16 protein-coding genes are annotated in these 17,311 nt (G+C 58.8%); 4 read left to right on the forward strand and 12 right to left on the reverse strand.

The window, feature by feature from the left end; all coding sequences use genetic code 11:
• Positions 1 to 2 precede the first annotated feature (2 nt).
• The 7 genes from ku to RS75_RS14225 form a co-directional block, all read right to left on the reverse strand.
• Positions 3 to 833, reverse strand: coding sequence for a non-homologous end joining protein Ku (ku, locus tag RS75_RS14195; RefSeq protein WP_045021485.1), 831 nt, complete (start codon positions 831 to 833; stop codon positions 3 to 5).
• Positions 830 to 1,117: a hypothetical protein gene (locus tag RS75_RS14200; RefSeq protein ID WP_045021488.1), complete on the reverse strand. Its 288-nt coding sequence runs from the start codon at positions 1,115 to 1,117 to the stop codon at positions 830 to 832. Before RS75_RS14200 ends, ku begins: the two co-directional genes overlap by 4 nt.
• A gap of 35 nt (positions 1,118 to 1,152) precedes the next feature.
• On the reverse strand, positions 1,153 to 2,046 hold the full coding sequence (locus tag RS75_RS14205; protein ID WP_045021490.1) for an SDR family oxidoreductase: 894 nt from the start codon (positions 2,044 to 2,046) through the stop codon (positions 1,153 to 1,155).
• Between the two features lie 196 nt (positions 2,047 to 2,242).
• Complete coding sequence (locus tag RS75_RS14210) at positions 2,243 to 4,585, reverse strand: bifunctional diguanylate cyclase/phosphodiesterase (protein WP_045021492.1); 2,343 nt, start codon at positions 4,583 to 4,585, stop codon at positions 2,243 to 2,245.
• A gap of 203 nt (positions 4,586 to 4,788) precedes the next feature.
• The gene (locus RS75_RS14215; RefSeq protein ID WP_045021494.1) at positions 4,789 to 6,375 is read right to left on the reverse strand and encodes an ABC transporter substrate-binding protein; all 1,587 of its coding nucleotides are present in this window, start codon (positions 6,373 to 6,375) and stop codon (positions 4,789 to 4,791) included.
• A gap of 78 nt (positions 6,376 to 6,453) precedes the next feature.
• A complete protein-coding gene (locus RS75_RS14220; protein WP_045021496.1) occupies positions 6,454 to 7,434 on the reverse strand; it encodes a mannonate dehydratase in 981 nt (326 codons plus the stop codon).
• A 66-nt stretch (positions 7,435 to 7,500) separates the two neighbouring features.
• Complete coding sequence (locus tag RS75_RS14225) at positions 7,501 to 8,214, reverse strand: FadR/GntR family transcriptional regulator (protein WP_084686904.1); 714 nt, start codon at positions 8,212 to 8,214, stop codon at positions 7,501 to 7,503.
• A 205-nt stretch (positions 8,215 to 8,419) separates the two neighbouring features.
• Between RS75_RS14225 and RS75_RS14230 the strand changes: the two genes are divergently transcribed.
• Genes RS75_RS14230 through RS75_RS14245 form a run of 4 tightly spaced genes read left to right on the forward strand, consistent with a single transcriptional unit; the run spans position 8,420 to position 11,910 of the window.
• The gene (locus RS75_RS14230; protein ID WP_045021498.1) at positions 8,420 to 9,448 is read left to right on the forward strand and encodes an ABC transporter permease; all 1,029 of its coding nucleotides are present in this window, start codon (positions 8,420 to 8,422) and stop codon (positions 9,446 to 9,448) included.
• The gene (locus tag RS75_RS14235; RefSeq protein ID WP_045021501.1) at positions 9,445 to 10,344 is read left to right on the forward strand and encodes an ABC transporter permease; all 900 of its coding nucleotides are present in this window, start codon (positions 9,445 to 9,447) and stop codon (positions 10,342 to 10,344) included. The genes RS75_RS14230 and RS75_RS14235 overlap by 4 nt, the downstream gene beginning before the upstream one ends.
• On the forward strand, positions 10,331 to 11,176 hold the full coding sequence (locus RS75_RS14240) for an ABC transporter ATP-binding protein (RefSeq protein WP_045021503.1): 846 nt from the start codon (positions 10,331 to 10,333) through the stop codon (positions 11,174 to 11,176). Before RS75_RS14235 ends, RS75_RS14240 begins: the two co-directional genes overlap by 14 nt.
• Positions 11,173 to 11,910: an ABC transporter ATP-binding protein gene (locus tag RS75_RS14245; protein ID WP_045021505.1), complete on the forward strand. Its 738-nt coding sequence runs from the start codon at positions 11,173 to 11,175 to the stop codon at positions 11,908 to 11,910. The genes RS75_RS14240 and RS75_RS14245 overlap by 4 nt, the downstream gene beginning before the upstream one ends.
• Positions 11,911 to 12,187: 277 nt before the next feature.
• Here RS75_RS14245 and RS75_RS14250 read toward each other — a convergent pair whose 3' ends face one another.
• The 5 genes from RS75_RS14250 to RS75_RS14270 form a co-directional block, all read right to left on the reverse strand.
• Complete coding sequence (locus RS75_RS14250) at positions 12,188 to 12,994, reverse strand: hypothetical protein (RefSeq protein ID WP_045021507.1); 807 nt, start codon at positions 12,992 to 12,994, stop codon at positions 12,188 to 12,190.
• A gap of 158 nt (positions 12,995 to 13,152) precedes the next feature.
• Positions 13,153 to 14,205: an ABC transporter ATP-binding protein gene (locus RS75_RS14255; protein ID WP_045021510.1), complete on the reverse strand. Its 1,053-nt coding sequence runs from the start codon at positions 14,203 to 14,205 to the stop codon at positions 13,153 to 13,155.
• Positions 14,206 to 14,223: 18 nt separating this feature from the next.
• Positions 14,224 to 15,066: a carbohydrate ABC transporter permease gene (locus tag RS75_RS14260; RefSeq protein WP_045021512.1), complete on the reverse strand. Its 843-nt coding sequence runs from the start codon at positions 15,064 to 15,066 to the stop codon at positions 14,224 to 14,226.
• Positions 15,056 to 15,988, reverse strand: coding sequence for a carbohydrate ABC transporter permease (locus RS75_RS14265; protein ID WP_045021513.1), 933 nt, complete (start codon positions 15,986 to 15,988; stop codon positions 15,056 to 15,058). The genes RS75_RS14260 and RS75_RS14265 overlap by 11 nt, the downstream gene beginning before the upstream one ends.
• A gap of 10 nt (positions 15,989 to 15,998) precedes the next feature.
• Complete coding sequence (locus tag RS75_RS14270) at positions 15,999 to 17,270, reverse strand: ABC transporter substrate-binding protein (RefSeq protein WP_045021516.1); 1,272 nt, start codon at positions 17,268 to 17,270, stop codon at positions 15,999 to 16,001.
• Positions 17,271 to 17,311 lie beyond the last annotated feature (41 nt).

Raw genomic sequence — 17,311 nt, forward strand, 5'->3', positions numbered from 1 at the left:
GATCAGCTCGCTTTCCGGGAGGATTTGCGTCCCGTACCGGAGGCGGATTTCCCGCTCTTTCCGACATCGGCGCTGCGGCGCAGGGCCTCCTTGAGATCGATGACATTGTCCTCTTTCCGCGGCGGTGTTTTGCGGATTTCCCGGCCTTCGATCTTGGCTTTCACCAGTCCCGCCAGCGCTTCATTGTAACGGTCGGTATATTCCGCCGGATCGAATGTGCCCGCCCGTTTCTCGATGATGTGGCCGGCAAGTTCCAGCATCTCGTCATCGAACTGAATATCGGGAATGGATTTGAAGACAGTGGTTTGCGAACGGACCTCGTAGCCGAAATTCAGCGTCGTCGCGACGAGCGCCTTGCCGCTCGGCCGGATCAGCACCACGCGGTTGCGGCGGAAAAGCACCGCCTCGCCGAGTGCGACGACCTTCTCGTCGTCCATGGCTTTCGCCAGCAGCGTCAGGGCTTCCTCACCGCCCTCCTGCGTCGGCGCAAGATAATAGGGCTTGTCGAAATAGAGCTTGTCGATCTCATCGTAGCTCAAAAAATGCCTGACGCGGATGACCTTGTCGTTTTCCGGCATCAGCGTTGCGATCTCGTCTCCCTCAATGACGATATGATCGCCATTGTCGAGTTCGTATCCCTTAACCTGATCCTCGCGATCGACGGCCTCGCCGGTATCGCCATCGACATATTGCCGCTCCACCCGGTGCCCGGTCTTGCGGTTGACGATGTTGAAGGAGATCTTCTCGGATGAGGTGAGCGCGGAATAAAGGCCGATTTCGCAGCTGAAATCGGCGAATGCCAGATGGCCTTTCCAGCTTGCCCTGCGGTTCATGATCGCCGTCCGTGATCGCCGTTGCGGGAGAACCGTTCGCCGCCCCGGTCGGCAGCGAGAATGCGCTCGATTGCGGGAACGTCCGCTTCCGCCAGCACCGGCACCGGATCGGATGCCATCGCCTCCAGCACCTCCGGCGAAAGCCCGCCATTGCGGATGACCCATTCCATGGCCTCGCGCGTTTGCCGCTCGGCCTTCAGCTGCGCATAAAGCGCCAGTATCAGCCGGTCGCGGACATCGAAGGGGTTTACATCTCTGTCTGAACGTTCTGCCTGCCGTTTCATGTCAAATCCTCAAAGGCTGACGAACCGGCATCGCCTCAGGCGATGCCCCTGCCCCCGGTCACGCCGTAAACCTCGCCGTTGATGAAGCTCGCATCCTGCGAGGCCAGCAACACATAAACGGGCGCCAGTTCCACCGGTTGTCCCGGACGGCCGAAATCGCTGTCCTTCCCGAAATTCCTGACCTTCTCATCCGGTTGGCCGCCGCTCGGCTGCAGAACCGTCCAGAAAGGACCGGGCGCAACCGCATTGGCCCGTACACCCTTTTCGATGAGCTGCTTGGCAAGCGCTTTCGTATAAGCGACGATGCCGGCTTTGGTGGTCGCATAGTCGAGCAGGATCGCGGAAGGCTCATAGGCCTGGATCGACGCCGTGGTGATGACCGACGCTCCCGGCTTCAGATAGGGAACAGCGGCCTGCGCAATCCAGTGCAGCGCATAGAGATTGGTTTTCATTGTGCGATCGAAATCATCTGTCGACAGTTCGTCTATCTCTTCGCGATATTGCTGCCGTGCGGCGTTAATCACCAGAATGTCCAGCCCGTTGAGATCGCCAACAGCTTTTTCAACCAGTTCGCGGCACCAGGATTCGTCGGTAATATCGCCAGGCAACGCCACCGCCACGCGGCCTTCCTTCTCGATAAGCGCCACGACCTCCTCTGCATCGCTTTCCTCTTCCGGAAGATAGGAAATCGCCACATCCGCGCCTTCTCTCGCAAAGGCAATGGCCACGGCGCGCCCGATGCCGGAATCGCCGCCGGTTATCAGGGCCTTGCGGCCGGCAAGTTTACCGGTACCCCGATAGGTCTTTTCGCCATGGTCCGGGAAAGGCGTCATGTTGGTCACCAGACCCGGCATTTCCTGCGTCGGCGTCGAAAAGGGCGGGCGCGGATACTGGCTGCGCGGGTCCTGCGGCTCGAGGCGGTCTGTCATCGCGGTCTCTCCCATAGATAGAATGTCCATCCGTGGCGCGTCCCGTGACAAACGCATTCAGATCAGATCTGTCGTTCCGGTGCCGGGTTCGGCGCCGGCAACGCGGTCGCGCCACACACGTTACCCTAACGATTTTGACCGGCTCTCGTTCCATGACTATGGGATGAAGGCGACGGCATGACGCCGACGCACTTTTTCAAACGGAATATTTGTTCCGCGTGGCAACGCTTTTGGCCTCGGCAGGCACCATACCCGGTTTGCCGAACAGATAACCCTGCGCCTGCGCGCAACCCTCGTCGACAACCATGCGGTATTGCGCATCGGTTTCGATGCCCTCCGCTGTCACCGGCAGATCGAGACTGCGACCAAGGCCGATCACAGCGCGTACGATGGCGCGGGCATTGTCGTCCTCACTCATGGCGGCGATGAAGCTGCGGTCTATTTTGATCTTGTCGAAGGGGAAACTCTGCAGGTTGCTGAGCGAGGAATAACCGGTGCCGAAATCGTCCATGACAATGGCGACACCAAGCGCCTTCAACTGGTTGAGGATGATCAGCGTCGCATTGCGGTCCTTCAGAAGAGCCGCCTCGGTGATCTCCAGTTCCAGCCGGTTTGGCGAAAGGCCGGTCTGCATCAGGACGGTGCAGACGACATGGCCGAGATTTGCCAGCGAAAACTGCAACGGCGAAACATTGACCGCGATTTTCAGATGCGGCGCCCAGGTGCTTGCCTGACGGCAGGCCTCGCGCAGCACCCATTCGCCGAGCGAGATGATGATCCCGCTTTCCTCGGCAATCGGAATGAAGACATCAGGCGGCACCACGCCCCTTGTCGGGTGCTGCCAGCGCACCAGCGCCTCATACCCGACGACCTGACCGCATTCGACGGAAAGCACCGGCTGGTAGTTCAGCAGCAATTCGTTGCGATTGATGGCGAGCCGCAAATCCGTCTCGAGCTGGCGGCGCTCGCGGGCCTCCTGATCCATCAGCGGATCGTAAAAGGCCAATATGCCGCGCCCGCCCATCTTGGCGCGGTAAAGCGCCAGATCAGCGGCGTGCATGATGCTTTCGTCGCCCGTGCCATCCCGTGGGAAAACGGCGATGCCGATGCTGACGCCGACGGCGGTCGGGTCATTGGCAGCATTCATTTTCAGCCCGAACATGGCAAGGATCGTCTCGGCGAGCAGACGCGCCTCATCCGACCTGGTATGCCGGGCAGTCAGGATCACGAACTCATCGCCGCCGAGACGCGCGACGATGTCGCCCGCCCTTGCGCATTCATCGAGAATGGCGGCAACTTTTTTCAGCACCCGGTCGCCCTCGGCATGGCCGAATATGTCGTTGACCGCCTTGAACCGGTCGAGATCGAGCGCCAGCAGGGCAAACCCGTCCTCCTCGCTGCAATGCTCGATCTGCTGGTGCAGGCGCGTCTGGAACATGGTGCGGTTCGAAAGACCGGTCAGCACATCGTGGCGCGCCAGATATTCTATCTCGCGTTGTGCCTCCCGCTTTTCCGTCAGGTCTCGAATGGCCAGCACTTCGCAAGGGTGGCCGCGATATTCGATGGTGCGCACGGCAAGTTCGAACACCTGCGCCCGATCGGCACGCTCGCGGATTGCCTCCACCGGCGCTTGGCGCGGCAGATAGGTGGGCTGCCCGTCGATAGCCCTGAAAAGATCATCGGGATTTTTGCCGATCAGGGAGGCTTCGTCGCTGCCGAGAAGCCCGGCAAAGCGCGTGTTGAGCTCGACGATACGGCCATCGCGCACCACGGCAAGGCCATCCAGCGTCGCATCGACAAGGCCTTTGAGGTCGACAAGGTAGCGGTCCACCAGAGCTGCGGTGGCGGTCGCTGCCAGGATGAGGAAAGTCACGCCGGAAACCGCACCGATCATGATCACCCTGGTGAGGCTGTCGGGATCAGGGCCGGAAATCGACGGATCCGGCGACAGGACCGTGGCCGACACGGTGGTGAAATGCAGAGCGCAAATAGCAAGGATGGAACATCCGGCCGGAATGAGAATGCGCTGCTTCCACGCGCCGGGACGGCGGAACAGGAAAAAGGCCAGAAAAAAGAACACCCAGGTGACGGCAAAACCGCCGAAAACCGGACCCCAGCGGTAGCTGATGGTGGCCGCGACATCCATTCCCGCCATTCCGACGAAATGCATGACTGCGACCGAGATGGATACCAGCGTTCCGACGATAACGGGACTGTAGCTTGCCTGCGCGCGGACCTTGAGCGCCAGCCAGAAACCCAGAACGGCCAGAACCGCCGAAAGTGCCGTGAACTGGAAATCGAAGCCGATCGGAACCGCGCCCTCATAGGCAAGCATGGCGACAAAATGTGTGGCCCAGACACTGAGCCCCGCGGCAAAGGCGGCCACCAGCACCCAGTAAGGCTTGCGGCCCGCCGGACTTTCTTCCGCACGCAACAACAGGTGGAAAAAAGCGAGCATGCCGAGCAGGCAGATAGACGCCGCAAGAAGCACGATCGCACGATCATGTTGTACGGCAACGCATTCCAGAACCGTGAACATAGTGCCCTCTCCCAGCCTGTGAAGAACCGCTCACGATCGCACTATGAAGTTGGTTTATTTATAAATCTCTAATGCAACTAGTGATAAATGATTTGTCTGGGAAACGTGGTGTTGTGAGGTGCTCCGCAAGATGGAGATGCTGCGAAAAAAACGGGCGGTGCAATGACCGCCCGTCCTTAACTGTCAGCGATCGCGGCTGAATGTCACTGCTTCGTCACGTTTTCCAGCCGGGTCGTCTGGCTCGGATGACCGACATAATCCTTGACGCGCGACGTCAGGACGATGGGTTCGTATCGTTCAAACAGCGGCAGCACCGCCGGCTTCTGTGCAACGAACATTTCCTGCATCTGGGTGTAGATTTCCCCACGCTTCCTGGCGTCAGGCTCTAGGGAAGCCTTTGCCGTCAGAGCGGTCAGTTCCGGAATATCCCAGGCCGAGCGCCAGACGAAATTGCCGGCATTGTTGGCGGCGAGCGAATTGTCGGGGTTACTGGAAAATTGCTCCATGGAACCGAGGACGTTGGGCATATAGGCTCCGGTCTGCGGAATAAGCAGATCGAAATCCCGCGCCCGGTGTGCCGCGATCACGTCCGAACCGTTGCCCTGCTGGATGTTCACCTTGATGCCCACCTGGCTGAGCGACGCCTGGATCGCGGTGGCGAGATCGATACGTGGCGTCTGGGCGATCGTCTTCAGGTTGAGTGTGAAACCATTTTCATAACCGGCTTCTTTCAGAAGAGATTTCGCCTTCTCGACGTCAAGCTTCCAGTCGGGGCTTGGGATGGCATATTCGAAATTCTCCGGCACCGGCACTGTGCGCGCTCGGCCATAGGGACCCATGATGGTCTTTTCCATTCCCTTGTAGTCGATGCCATAGGCAATCGCTTCGCGGACCTTGGGATTGGACAAAGGCTCTTTTCCGGCATTCATGGACAGGACGTAGAAGCCGCCGGTCGGAACGCGCTGGATCTGAAAACCTTCCTTGTTGTTGAAGGTCGCAAGGTCAGAAGCCGTCAGCGCGCTGGCAATGTCGATGTCGCCCCGCTCCAGCATCAGGCGCTCAACCTGGCTCTCCGGCACATGGCGCACGATGACACGACGCATTTTGGGTTCGCCGGCGACGTAGGCCTTGTTGGCCTCAAGAATGATGATTTCGTTCGGCGACCAGCGATTGAGCGTAAAGGGTCCGGAACCAGCGGATTTCGTTCTCAGCCAGCCATTGCCCCAGTCGCCATCGACCTCATGGGACTTGAGCTCCTTGCTGTCGACGACACTGGCAATGACCATGGCCAGACGATAGAGCAGCAGCTCGGACGTCGTTTCACCGGACAGCCCGATGTGAACCGTCTTCTCGTCCGGGGCAGTCACAAGCCTGTCGACATTTTCCGCGTTGTAACCAACGCGCTTGAGGTTGGCGGCCGCCGCCTGGTTCATCTTCAGCAGGCGGCTGAGCGAATAAACGACATCCGCAGACGTCACCGGATTACCCGACGCGAAGCTGGCCTCGCGAAGATGAAAGGTGATGCCCTTGTCGTCGGTCTCCCAGCGCTCCGCAAGCTGCGGCGAAACCTTCCCCGTGCCATCCACCGAAATCAGGCGATCGTAAAGATTGGCCATGATCTCGTTTGCTTTCGCTTCGGTAGCCTGATGGGGGTCGAGCGACAGAACCTGAGCCAGCGACGTTCCAATGATAAGTTGGTCGCTGGGTGTTTTGGCCGCGCTCGGGGCCGCATGCACGAGCACGGCGCCCAGAACGGTGGTGAATGCGAGACGGATCATTGATTTTCTCATACCTGCTCCTCCTACAGATCGGTAATTGCATTTGTGAAGCCGGCGGCGCGCCACGACGCGCCAACCGGTCTGAAACTGTCAAAGATGGTTGTTATTGAGCGCCTCGATAAGCGCGGCGATATAGCCGTAGCAGAACCCGAATGCGACACCGACGGGATCGCGGCCCGCAATCGTCGGCACATGATCGGGCATGATCATGTAGCGATAGCCGAGTTCATGGTAGAGCTTGAGCGAGCGCACCATGTCCATGTCGCCCTCATCGGGAAACGTCTCCATGAACGACAGCTTGCCGCCGCTGATGTTGCGGAAGTGGACGTTGAAGATCTTGTCGCGACTGCCAAACCAGCGGATGACCTCATCGATCTCCTCGCGCGGATTGTCGAGCATCTCGCCGATCGATCCCTGGCAGAAATTCAGGCCGTGATAGGGGCTTTCCCGCATCTGCACGAATTTCTTCAGGCCCGCGACGGTGCCGAGCACCCGGGTGACGCCCTTATAACCCGGCGGGGTGTAGGGATCATGCGGATGGCACGCCAGGCGGACTTTGTTGCTTTCAGCGACCGGCACCACGCGCTCGAGGAAATAGTCGATGCGTTCCCAGTTTTCGTCTTCGGATAGAACACCGGCCAGACCCGGAGCGGCATCATGGTCCGCCTTGTCCCAGCGCCAGGCTTCATTGAGCGAACCGCCGCGGCCAAGCTCCATTTCGGTGCGTGGAATGCCGATAAGGTTGAGGTTGTATTTCGCCGCCGGAATACCGGCCCTGGCGATATCCTCAATCATCTTGCAGACGGCATCGATCTGCCGATCGCGCTCGGGTCCGGCAAGCAGGATATCTGGAAACGAGGCCTGTTCGATAGGCCGGGACGGCAGCGGCAGCTGCACCATATCAAGGACAAGACCAAAGCTTTCGACCTTGTCACGGTGGCGTTCAAAGTCTTCAAACGTCCAGCTTGCGGGTGCTCCAGGCGGATCGGCGTTGATATTCTTGACGCCAAGCTGCGCCCAAACCTTAAAATCCTCGTCGTCGCGTGCTGTCACCTGGGTGCCGACATACATCGATTCTCTCCCTTTCCATGCTAGTCATCATATGACATCGCATGAAATAAGATGAGTGTCGAGATGCTATTGCGCCTCGGAAAGCAGCCTGTATCGACGCTGGCTGGCAAGCATATGTTCGCGCATGGCTTTACGCGCCGCGTCCGGATCCTGCTCGACGATGGCGCGCAGGATTGCCTCGTGTTCAGCCTGCACTTTGCGAAGATAATCCGCGTCACCCGTTTCGGGCAGCGTGGGAAACTGACCGCGCGGTATCGAGCGAGGCCCGAACTGGTGCAGGGCCTCAAGATAAAAGCGGTTATTGGTCGCTATCGCAATGGCGGTGTGAAACTCGTAATCGGCATCGACTGTCGTTTCGCCCGCATCTATGGCCCGGGCCATTTTGCGGTGGGCGGCGGAAATTGCCGCTTCCTGCTGGGCTGTGCGGCGATAGGCGGCAATTGCCGCCGCCTCCCCTTCGGTTGCGAGCCGGAATTCGAGCATTTCCAGCGTTTCTGCGATTGTCCCCACTTCCGATTGCGTCAGCTTGATACCGGCCCACTCGCTGGCGTTGCTGACGAAAACGCCCTTGCCCTGGATGGGGATGACATAGCCCGCAGAGCGCAGATCCGCGATCGCTTCGCGAACCACCGTGCGGCTCACACTGTATGTGCGTTCGAGCTGCGGTTCCGTTGGAAGCTGATCGCCGTTCTTTAATTTTCCACTGCGAATTTCTGCACTGAGATTATCGATGATCTGTTGCGCCCGCCGCTCCCGCGGTTTTGGCCTATCGCCCATCATGCCACTCTTCCCCCTTGCAGAAAACGAATCCCTTCGTTACTCATATGATGACATAACGGCACATCATATCTTTCATGTTAACTCAGGGAGGAGTTGGGATGAAGTACCATCAAAAGTTTTTGCAAGGTAGAATTGCGCGCCTGCGGCGACCGGGTCGCGATGGGGCGGTTGCAGACACTGTCATTTTGCGGAAGTGCGACCTTCTATGACTGAAATTTCACTGCGCGGGCTCGGACATCGCTTTCTGCAACTTGTCGTAAGCCTCTTCATCCTGCTATGCATTACCTTCATCATTGGCCGGGTAATGCCGACCGACCCCGTTGGGGCGATCGTCGGTGAGCTTGCGGATCCTAAAGCCTATGAAGCCATGCGGGTTCGGCTTGGGCTTGACCTCCCCCTTTACCAGCAGTTTTTCATCTATCTCCGCGGCCTGCTGCACGGCGACTTCGGGATCGCAATTCTGACAGGAAACCCGGTGACGCGGGATCTGGCGCAGGCCTTCCCGGCCACACTGGAGCTGGCAACGCTGGCGATCATCATCTCCACGGCCATCGGCGTGCCGCTGGGTCTCGCAGCCGCCCTGTTCCGCGACACGTTCATCGACAAGTTCGCGCGCATCTTTGCGCTGGTGGGGCATTCGATACCGGTATTCTGGTTCGGCATCGTCGGCCTTGTGATTTTTTACGCAAACCTCAATCTGGTCGCGGGGCCTGGCCGCGTGGACGTCTTTTACGAAGGCCTTGTGGAACCGAGAACGGGGCTGATGCTGGTCGACACCCTTCTCGCAGGTGAGACAGAAATTTTCTGGAACGCACTCGCCCACATCATGCTGCCGGCGATCATCCTCGCCTATATGGCCATGGCATACATCACCCGCATGACACGCGCCTTCACCCTCGAACAGCTCAGCCAGGATTATGTAATCGCAGCGCGTGCGAAGGGCGTCAGCCCGGCGCGTACCGTGACCCGCCACGTACTGCCGAACATCGCGGTGCAGCTTATTACCGTCCTCGCCATCTCCTATGGCAACCTGCTGGAAGGCGCCGTGGTGACGGAGATCGTCTTTTCCTGGCCCGGCATCGGACAATATATGACGAATGCGCTGCTTATCGGTGACATGAATGCGATCCTCGCAGCCACGATCGTCATCGGCTTCATCTTCATGATGCTCAACTTCCTGGCAGACGTGGCCTATACCACACTGGACCCGCGAACACGGGAGGTCGCCCGATGACCGATATTACTCAGAACAATCCCGTGCAGAGCCGCAGCGCCTTGTCGCGGATCTCCACAACAACAGCGCGGACATTGCGGAAGCTTGGCGACGAGCCACTTGGAATGTTCGGCTTTGCCATTCTCGCCATTCTGGTCGTCGTCGCCATTTTCGCTCCACTCATTGCGCCCTACGATCCGGTGCGACAGGCGCTCGACAACGCGCTTCAGCCTCCCGGCTGGGCACATCTGGCAGGAACTGACGAATTTGGCCGCGACATTTTCAGCCGCCTTGTCTATGGCACCCGTATCACGATCCAGACCGTTTTGTCGGTCTCGGTCATCGTCGGCCCGATCGGGCTTGCAATCGGGGTAATGGCCGGTTTCTTCGGCGGCCGAACCGACGCTTTTCTGATGCGCGCGACGGATATTGTCCTTTCTTTCCCTTCGCTCGTTCTGGCGCTCGCCTTTGCCGCCGCGATGGGAGCCGGTCTTGGCACCGCCATCATCGCGATCTCGCTGACCGCCTGGCCACCCATTGCGCGTCTGGCGCGTGCCGAAGCGCTGGTCGTGCGAAACACCGACTATGTTGCGGCCGCACGTCTCTACGGCGCCTCGCCGATGCGCATTCTGTTTCTCTATATCGCGCCGATGTGCATTCCCTCGGTCATCGTCAGACTGACGCTGAACATGGCCGGCATCATCCTGACGGCCGCCTCGCTCGGTTTTCTGGGTCTCGGGGCACAGCCGCCACTTCCCGAATGGGGGGCGATGATTTCCAGCGGCCGTAAATTCATGCTCGATTACTGGTGGGTCGCCGTCATGCCCGGCATCGCGATCCTTTTGACGAGCCTTGCCTTCAACATCGCTGGCGATACGCTGCGCGACCTACTGGATCCGCGTCATGCCCGTTCCTGATAGCTCCCCCATCCTTTCGGTCCGCGACCTTAACGTTCGCTTCGGCCGCAACGCCATCCCCGCCGTCTCCAATGTCAACTTCGACGTCGGACGCGAGCGCGTCGGCATCGTCGGCGAATCCGGGTCCGGAAAATCCACCACCGGCCGCGCCGCCATGCGCCTTCTGCCCAAGAGCGCGACCGTGACGGCGGAGCGGATGGATTTCCTCTCCGAACCCCTGCTTGAAAAATCCGAGCGCCAGATGGGCTCAATCCGCGGCAGCGAGATGGCGCTCATCATGCAGGACCCGCGATATTCCCTCAATCCGGTCCTAGCGATCGGAAAACAGGTAGCGGAAGCGGCCGAGCTGCATCTGGCCCTCAAGGGCAAGGCCGCCAGAAACGCTGCACGCGACATGCTGCTGCGCGTGCGCATCAACGACCCCGACCGCGTGATGGGGCTTTATCCGCACCAGATTTCGGGCGGCATGGGACAGCGCGTGATGATCGCCATGATGCTGCTGGCCAAGCCCAAACTGGTCATCGCCGACGAACCGACCTCGGCCCTCGATGTCAGCGTCCGCAAGGATGTCCTTCTGCTTCTGGATGAGATGGTGCGCGAGAACGATTCGGGCCTCATCCTCATCAGCCATGACATCCGCATGGTCGCCGCCTTCTGCGAACGCGTGCTGGTCATGTACGGCGGACGCGTGGTGGAGACGCTTTCCAAGCTCGAAGATGCGCAACATCCCTATACGCGGGGCCTGATCGCGGCGATGCCCGATCCCCGCAACCCGGTTCGGCGTCTCAAGGTGCTGGATCGCCAGGCAATTGATGCGGAGGTGATGCGATGATCACGGTAGACAAGCTCGATGTCGTCTACGGCACGAAGGAAAACCGCAATCACGTCGTGCGCGACGTCAGCTTTCGGGTCAACCGAGGTGAAACACTCGGCATCGTTGGTGAAAGCGGTTGCGGAAAATCGACATTGCTGAGGTCGCTTGCGGGTCTCGAATCCAGCTGGACCGGATCGATCGCTTTCGAAGGCAAGCCCGTCGGCAAGGTCCGCAGCCGCGACGAGCTGAAGCTGGCGCAGATGGTGTTTCAGGACCCCTATGGTTCCCTGCACCCACGCCATCGCATCGGCCGCGCTCTCGCCGAACCGATCCGCTCGATGGGGCTTGGTGACGGCTGGTCGAAAGTCCCGGCGGCCCTGCAACAGGTCGGCCTGCCCGCACATTTTGCCGAGCGCTTTCCGCATGAACTGTCCGGTGGCCAGCGTCAGCGCGTGGCAATCGCCCGCGCACTGATCCTCGAGCCGCCGATCCTGCTTCTCGACGAGCCGACATCCGCGCTCGACGTCTCCATCCAGGCGGAAATTCTGAACCTGCTGACCGACCAGCGTGAGGAACAGAACCTGACCTTCGTTCTCGTCAGCCACGACCTCTCGGTAATCGCTCATATGTGCGATCGCGTTCTGGTCATGCAGGATGGCGTTTTTGTCGATGAGTTGACCAAGGCCGATCTTGAAGCGGGCATTACTCACGCAGCCTATTCAGGCGAGTTGTTTGAAAGCAGCTTCCTTTAAAATCTCTTTCGCTAAAATGAGAAGAATGGCCAGCGGGAGAAGATTACCCACAGCCAGACATCTGGAACTGCTCCGGTCTTAGTGCTCGCCCGTCTATGATGACGATATGGCCATTGTGCTTGTAGACGTGTGATTACGCAGGCGGAGTCGACCCTTCACAAAGCACCACGTGTGCTAAAGCGGAGCGCAAGCTCCGCTATGCCTTCAAAATTCGATCAGGTTGAGGATCAATAAATCCAGGGAAGGGAAATCTCAAAAGATTCGCCCGCAACCTTCTCTATTCGCGCCAGTGATCCTCAACCCATTTTACCGGGCGCATGAAATGACGCAGGAACTGGAACGGGCGCTTTCGACGGATGCCGTGGGCGAGAAATGCTTTCAGATGTTGTCTGAGCGAAATCCCTTGACGGCCTGACCATCCGCCGCGGATAGCATCTTCGGGCAGGACATCCCCTGGGAAAATGACAATCTTTGCATCTGTCGGAAGTCTGGCAGGAAGGCAAAAATTCAACGGGAAGGGCAGCAAACACTGAAAACGGAAATGTCGTATCCATCTTCTGGGAAAAAACTTGATTCCACCCGGCGCTTCGCGCGTAACGAACCGCTGCTCGTAGCCATATTTTTCAGCAACACCAAGGGGATCGGCCGCAAATTTCTTCTGGAGCGGGACGAGCTTTCCAACGGGAAAACGATAGACGGATGTTTGCCCCAGACGCTCGAACGGCTTGGCCGCATTGCGAGACAGGATTACATCTTCAGGATCACCGTAGGTAAAAAAATGGTCCAGTGAGCCGGTTACAACCAGATCCAGATCCAGAAAGAGGACTACCCCCGACAACGATCCCAGCTTTTCTCCCCAAAGGCGCGACTTGGGCCATATACCGCGTTTTGTTGGTGGAATTTCGTAGTTGATAGCGGGAAGATCTTCACACAGGACCTCAGAACGAATTCCTTCGCGCTTGTCCGTGAAACAAGTAAATGTAAACGGTGGCGTTATGTTTCTTGCCACCATAGCATAAAGCCGATTGATATAAGGCGCACCGTATTTCGTACCCCAATTTATGCAAATAACCTGCTTAACCATGTAATCGGTCCAGAAAACGGATTCGCCTAAATACTACAACGAACATGTGGAAGTAGCTCTCGTCTTAGACACGATTGTTACCGAGATCAATCGAACTCGATAGCCAGCAAGAGTTCGGCATAGCTTCAGATTCTCTGGACCGGGTTGAGGGATTAAAATCAGCTCAGCCGGTCGCCGTTTTCACCTGAAAACAGATGGATGCAGTTGAGCGTCGGCGAGACCATCATGCTGTCGCCGACCGCCTGTCCTATGCGTTCCCGAAAGACGCCGAGCACCCTGGAATCGCCGAGTTTCATGGTGACCTGCGTTTCCGATCCCAATGGTTCGACCAGTATAATCTCAGCCGGCACACCGCCAGCATCAAGAACGAAGTGTTCCGGACGGATGCCGTAGACCGCCCGTTTGCCCGCAAAACCAGCTGCAGAAACTGGCAGGGGCAACACGATACCCGCCGTTTCGAAACCCCTTTCCGTTATCCTGCCGGACAGGAAGTTCATCGATGGAGAACCGATGAAGCCTGCAACGAACTGATTTGCCGGGCGGTCGTAAAGTTCAAGCGGCGTGCCAATCTGCTCAACCCTGCCGCCATTGAGAACGACGACCCTGTCGGCCATAGTCATCGCCTCGACCTGGTCATGCGTCACATAGATGGTAGTCGTTTTCAGCTTCTGATGCAGCGCCTTGATCTCGCCGCGCATGACGACGCGCAACTTTGCGTCAAGGTTGGACAAGGGCTCATCGAACAGGAACACCTGCGGATTGCGCACGATGGCGCGGCCCATCGCGACCCGCTGGCGCTGGCCGCCGGAGAGCTGGCGCGGATAACGGTCGAGCAATTGCGCAAGGCCGAGGATATCCGCTGCCCAGTTCACCTTTTCAGCAATTTCCTGCTTCGTCGAACCACGGTGCTCGAGCGAAAAACCCATATTGCTGGCAACCGTCATATGCGGATAGAGGGCATAGGACTGGAACACCATGGCGATATCGCGGTCCTTGGGATCGAGATCATTGACGATCCGCTCGCCGATCCTGAGTTCTCCGCCGGTAATCGTTTCGAGACCGGCTACCATCCGCAGCAGGGTGGACTTGCCGCAGCCGGAAGGCCCGACAAGCACGACAAACTCGCCATCCCTGATGTCGAGATCGATGCCATGAATGATTTTCACCGCGCCATAGCTTTTGCGGATGTCGGAGAGAGTAACGTGAGCCATCGACAAATTTCCGGTTCTTCAGCCCTTGAGGCCGGTATGGGCGAGGCCTTCGACAAACTGCTTCTGGGCAATCACGAAGACGATGAGCACGGGCAGCGCGGTGAGCGTCGCCGCGGCAAGCTGGATGTTCCACATCGGCCCGCCATAGGCGTCGGTATATTGAGTCAGAGCCTGCGGCAGCGTGAACATCTCGGCGCTGGAGAGAAAGACGATAGGCTCGAGGAACAGGTTCCAGGAATGCAGGAACGTAAAGATCGCGACCGAGGCCAGCGCCGGCTTTGCCAGCGGCAGTGCGATTTTGCGAAATATCTTGAAACGCCCGAGACCATCGACACGCGCGGCCTCTTCCAGCTCTCCCGGCAGCGTCACAAAAAACTGCCGCATGACGAAGGTGGCGAAGACGCTTGGCGCGCCGAAAATCGGCATAAGGATCAGCGGCCAGTGGGTGTTGACCATGCCTGCCTTCAGGAACATCTGAAACAGCGGCACGATCGTTACTTCGGAGGGGATCAGGAGGCCAAGCAGCACGATCATGAAGATCGCATTGGCGCCCGGAAACCGGATCCGTGCGAAGGCATATCCCGCCATGGAGGAGATGATCATCGTGCCGACAGTTACCACCGCGGCAATATAGGCGGAGTTCCAGTATTGCCGCACAAAGGGCTGCAACTCGAACACCTTCGAATAGGTCGTCCAGTCGTGGCTCTGGGGGATAAGCTGCGGCGGGAAGGCGAAGATGTCGCTGATGGGCTTGATCGACGAGGTAACCATCCACCAGGTTGGAAAAACGAAGGGGACAAGCAGCACGCACAGCAACCCGTAAAGCGCCACCTGCATGCGGGGGGAAAGGTCAGCTTTCATAAAAGACGATCCTCTTGCGCATCTGCCACTGGGCGAAGGTCAACACGGCAACGATCAGAAACAGCAGGATGGAAAGCGTCGAGCCGTAACCGAAGAAATGGAACTGGAAAGCCTGCTGATAGAGGTAATAGACCAGCACCGTGGTCGACAGACCCGGTCCGCCCTGGGTCAGAACCGCAATCTGCGCAAAAACCTGCAGCGAGCCGACAATGGTGATGATCGAGGTCAACAGGATCGTCGGGCTGATCAGCGGCAGGGTGATGCGACGGAACTGTTTGAAGGCTGGCGCACCGTCGATACGGGCGGCCTCATAAAGTTCCTTCGGCACGCCCTGAAGTGCGGCCAGAAACAGGATCATGTTGAGCCCTACATTCTTGAAGACCTGCACGACGATGACCGAAATCATCGCTGTCGTCTCCTCACGCAGCCAGTTGGGACCTTCGATGCCGACCATCAGCAACATGCCGTTGATGCCGCCATTCTTCTGCAGCAGGAAACCCCAGACAATGGTCCAGGCAACCAGCGACACGACGACCGGCGAGAAGAACAGGGTACGAAAGATCGCGATGCCGGCAAGCTTCTGGTTGAGGAGCACTGCGAGCAGCAGCGCCAGCGACAGGTTGAACACCACCAGTCCGGCGGAGAAGATCGCGGTTGCGCCCAGCACCTCCATGAGATTGCCGTCTTCGATCAACATCCGGTAGTTCTGCGCACCGGTATAGGTGAAAGTGTTGGCAAGCACGTTCCACTCATGCAGCGAATACCAGAACACCAGCCCGAGCGGGATCAGCACGAAGATGATGATCCCGATCAGTTGCGGGGCGATAAACAGAAAGCCTGCGAGGCGGTCGCGCCGCGCCATGGTCCAGAACGCCGATACAGGGCGATGCTGTGGACGGGTAACCTTCTGCGCGACAGCCATGGCTTTCTCCTCAGCGCTTCAGGAGCGGCGCGATCTGGCCACAGATTTTTTGAAGCGCACCCGCGACATCCGCCTCCGGCCGCCAGACGGCGTCGAGGTTTGAGCGCACGATCTGCTGGATCTGGGCAAAGCCGGTGTGGCCGGGTATGACCTTGCCGGTGGCGATGCCTGCGATGACGACCTTTTCGATCTGCTCCTGGCTGAGCAGCGGGTTGGTCTTTTTCAGCACCTCCGCATTCAGCAGCGACTTGCGTGCCGAGGGGAAGAACTGGCTGAGCTTTGCCGAATTTTCCGGATTGGTCATGTATGCGACGAATTCGGCGGCGGTCTGCGCATTCTTGCCGGACTGCATGACGCCAATGCCGGCCTGGCCGATCAGCGCGTATTCCCCGGCTGGCCCCTTCGGCAGCGGCACGAGATCCCAGCTGAAAGGCTTGTCCTTCGGCAGAAGCGAGGCGCGGCTGATCTGGGTGATGGTCATCGCCGCATTACCGGCAAAGAAATCAACCGTCTCGCCGGGGCCGGGCATGGCCTTTTTGCTGAAGATGGCGTCATGGATGAACGACACCGCATCCGCCATCGGCTTTTCTGCCATGGTGCAGGTTGCGCCATCCACGCTCCAGGGCGATGCGCCCCAGCCGTTCCACACCGAGGTCAGATATTGCCAGCTCTGGTAATTGAAGTCGCGGACGACAAGCCCGCCCTTGCCGGATTTGCCGACCGCCGAGGCCGTGGCGATGGCGTTTTCCCAGGTCCATTCGCCAGCAGCGATCATGTCCGCCGGAGTTTTTGCGCCTGCAGCCTTGATGAGATCATTGTTGACGAACACCGCGAAAGGCGAAGTCGAGAACGGATAGGCGAAGAGCTTGCCATCCTGCGACCAACGTTCCGTGGCGCCGGCGCTGACCTCGTCGAGATTGTACCCCTGCGCGGCCTTCAACGTGTCGGTAAGCGGGTGGAGCGCACCGGATTTGACGAAATCATAGGCCGAGGTCTCGAAAATCCAGGCCATATCAGGCGCGTTGCCGCCGGCGATCTGGGTCGTCAGCGCGGTCGTATAGGTGTCGAACGGCAATGACTCGTATGTCACGCTGACGTTGGGGTGATCTTTCTTGAAGCCGGCGGCAATGTCGTTGAACAGCTTCAGATGCGCCTCGTTGGCGCTCCAGATCGTCATGCGCAGCTTGACCGCATCCTGCGCCGTCGCTGTCCCCGCAAGGGCAAACGAGCCGATAAGGGCCAGCACACAGGCCGTGGATTGCATTTTCCGATGATAATTCATTCCCAGTCCTCCTCCAAAGATGGGTTCGATCGAACGGCAGT

The organism is Rhizobium nepotum 39/7 (genome assembly GCF_000949865.1).
Classification (GTDB): domain Bacteria; phylum Pseudomonadota; class Alphaproteobacteria; order Rhizobiales; family Rhizobiaceae; genus Agrobacterium; species Agrobacterium nepotum.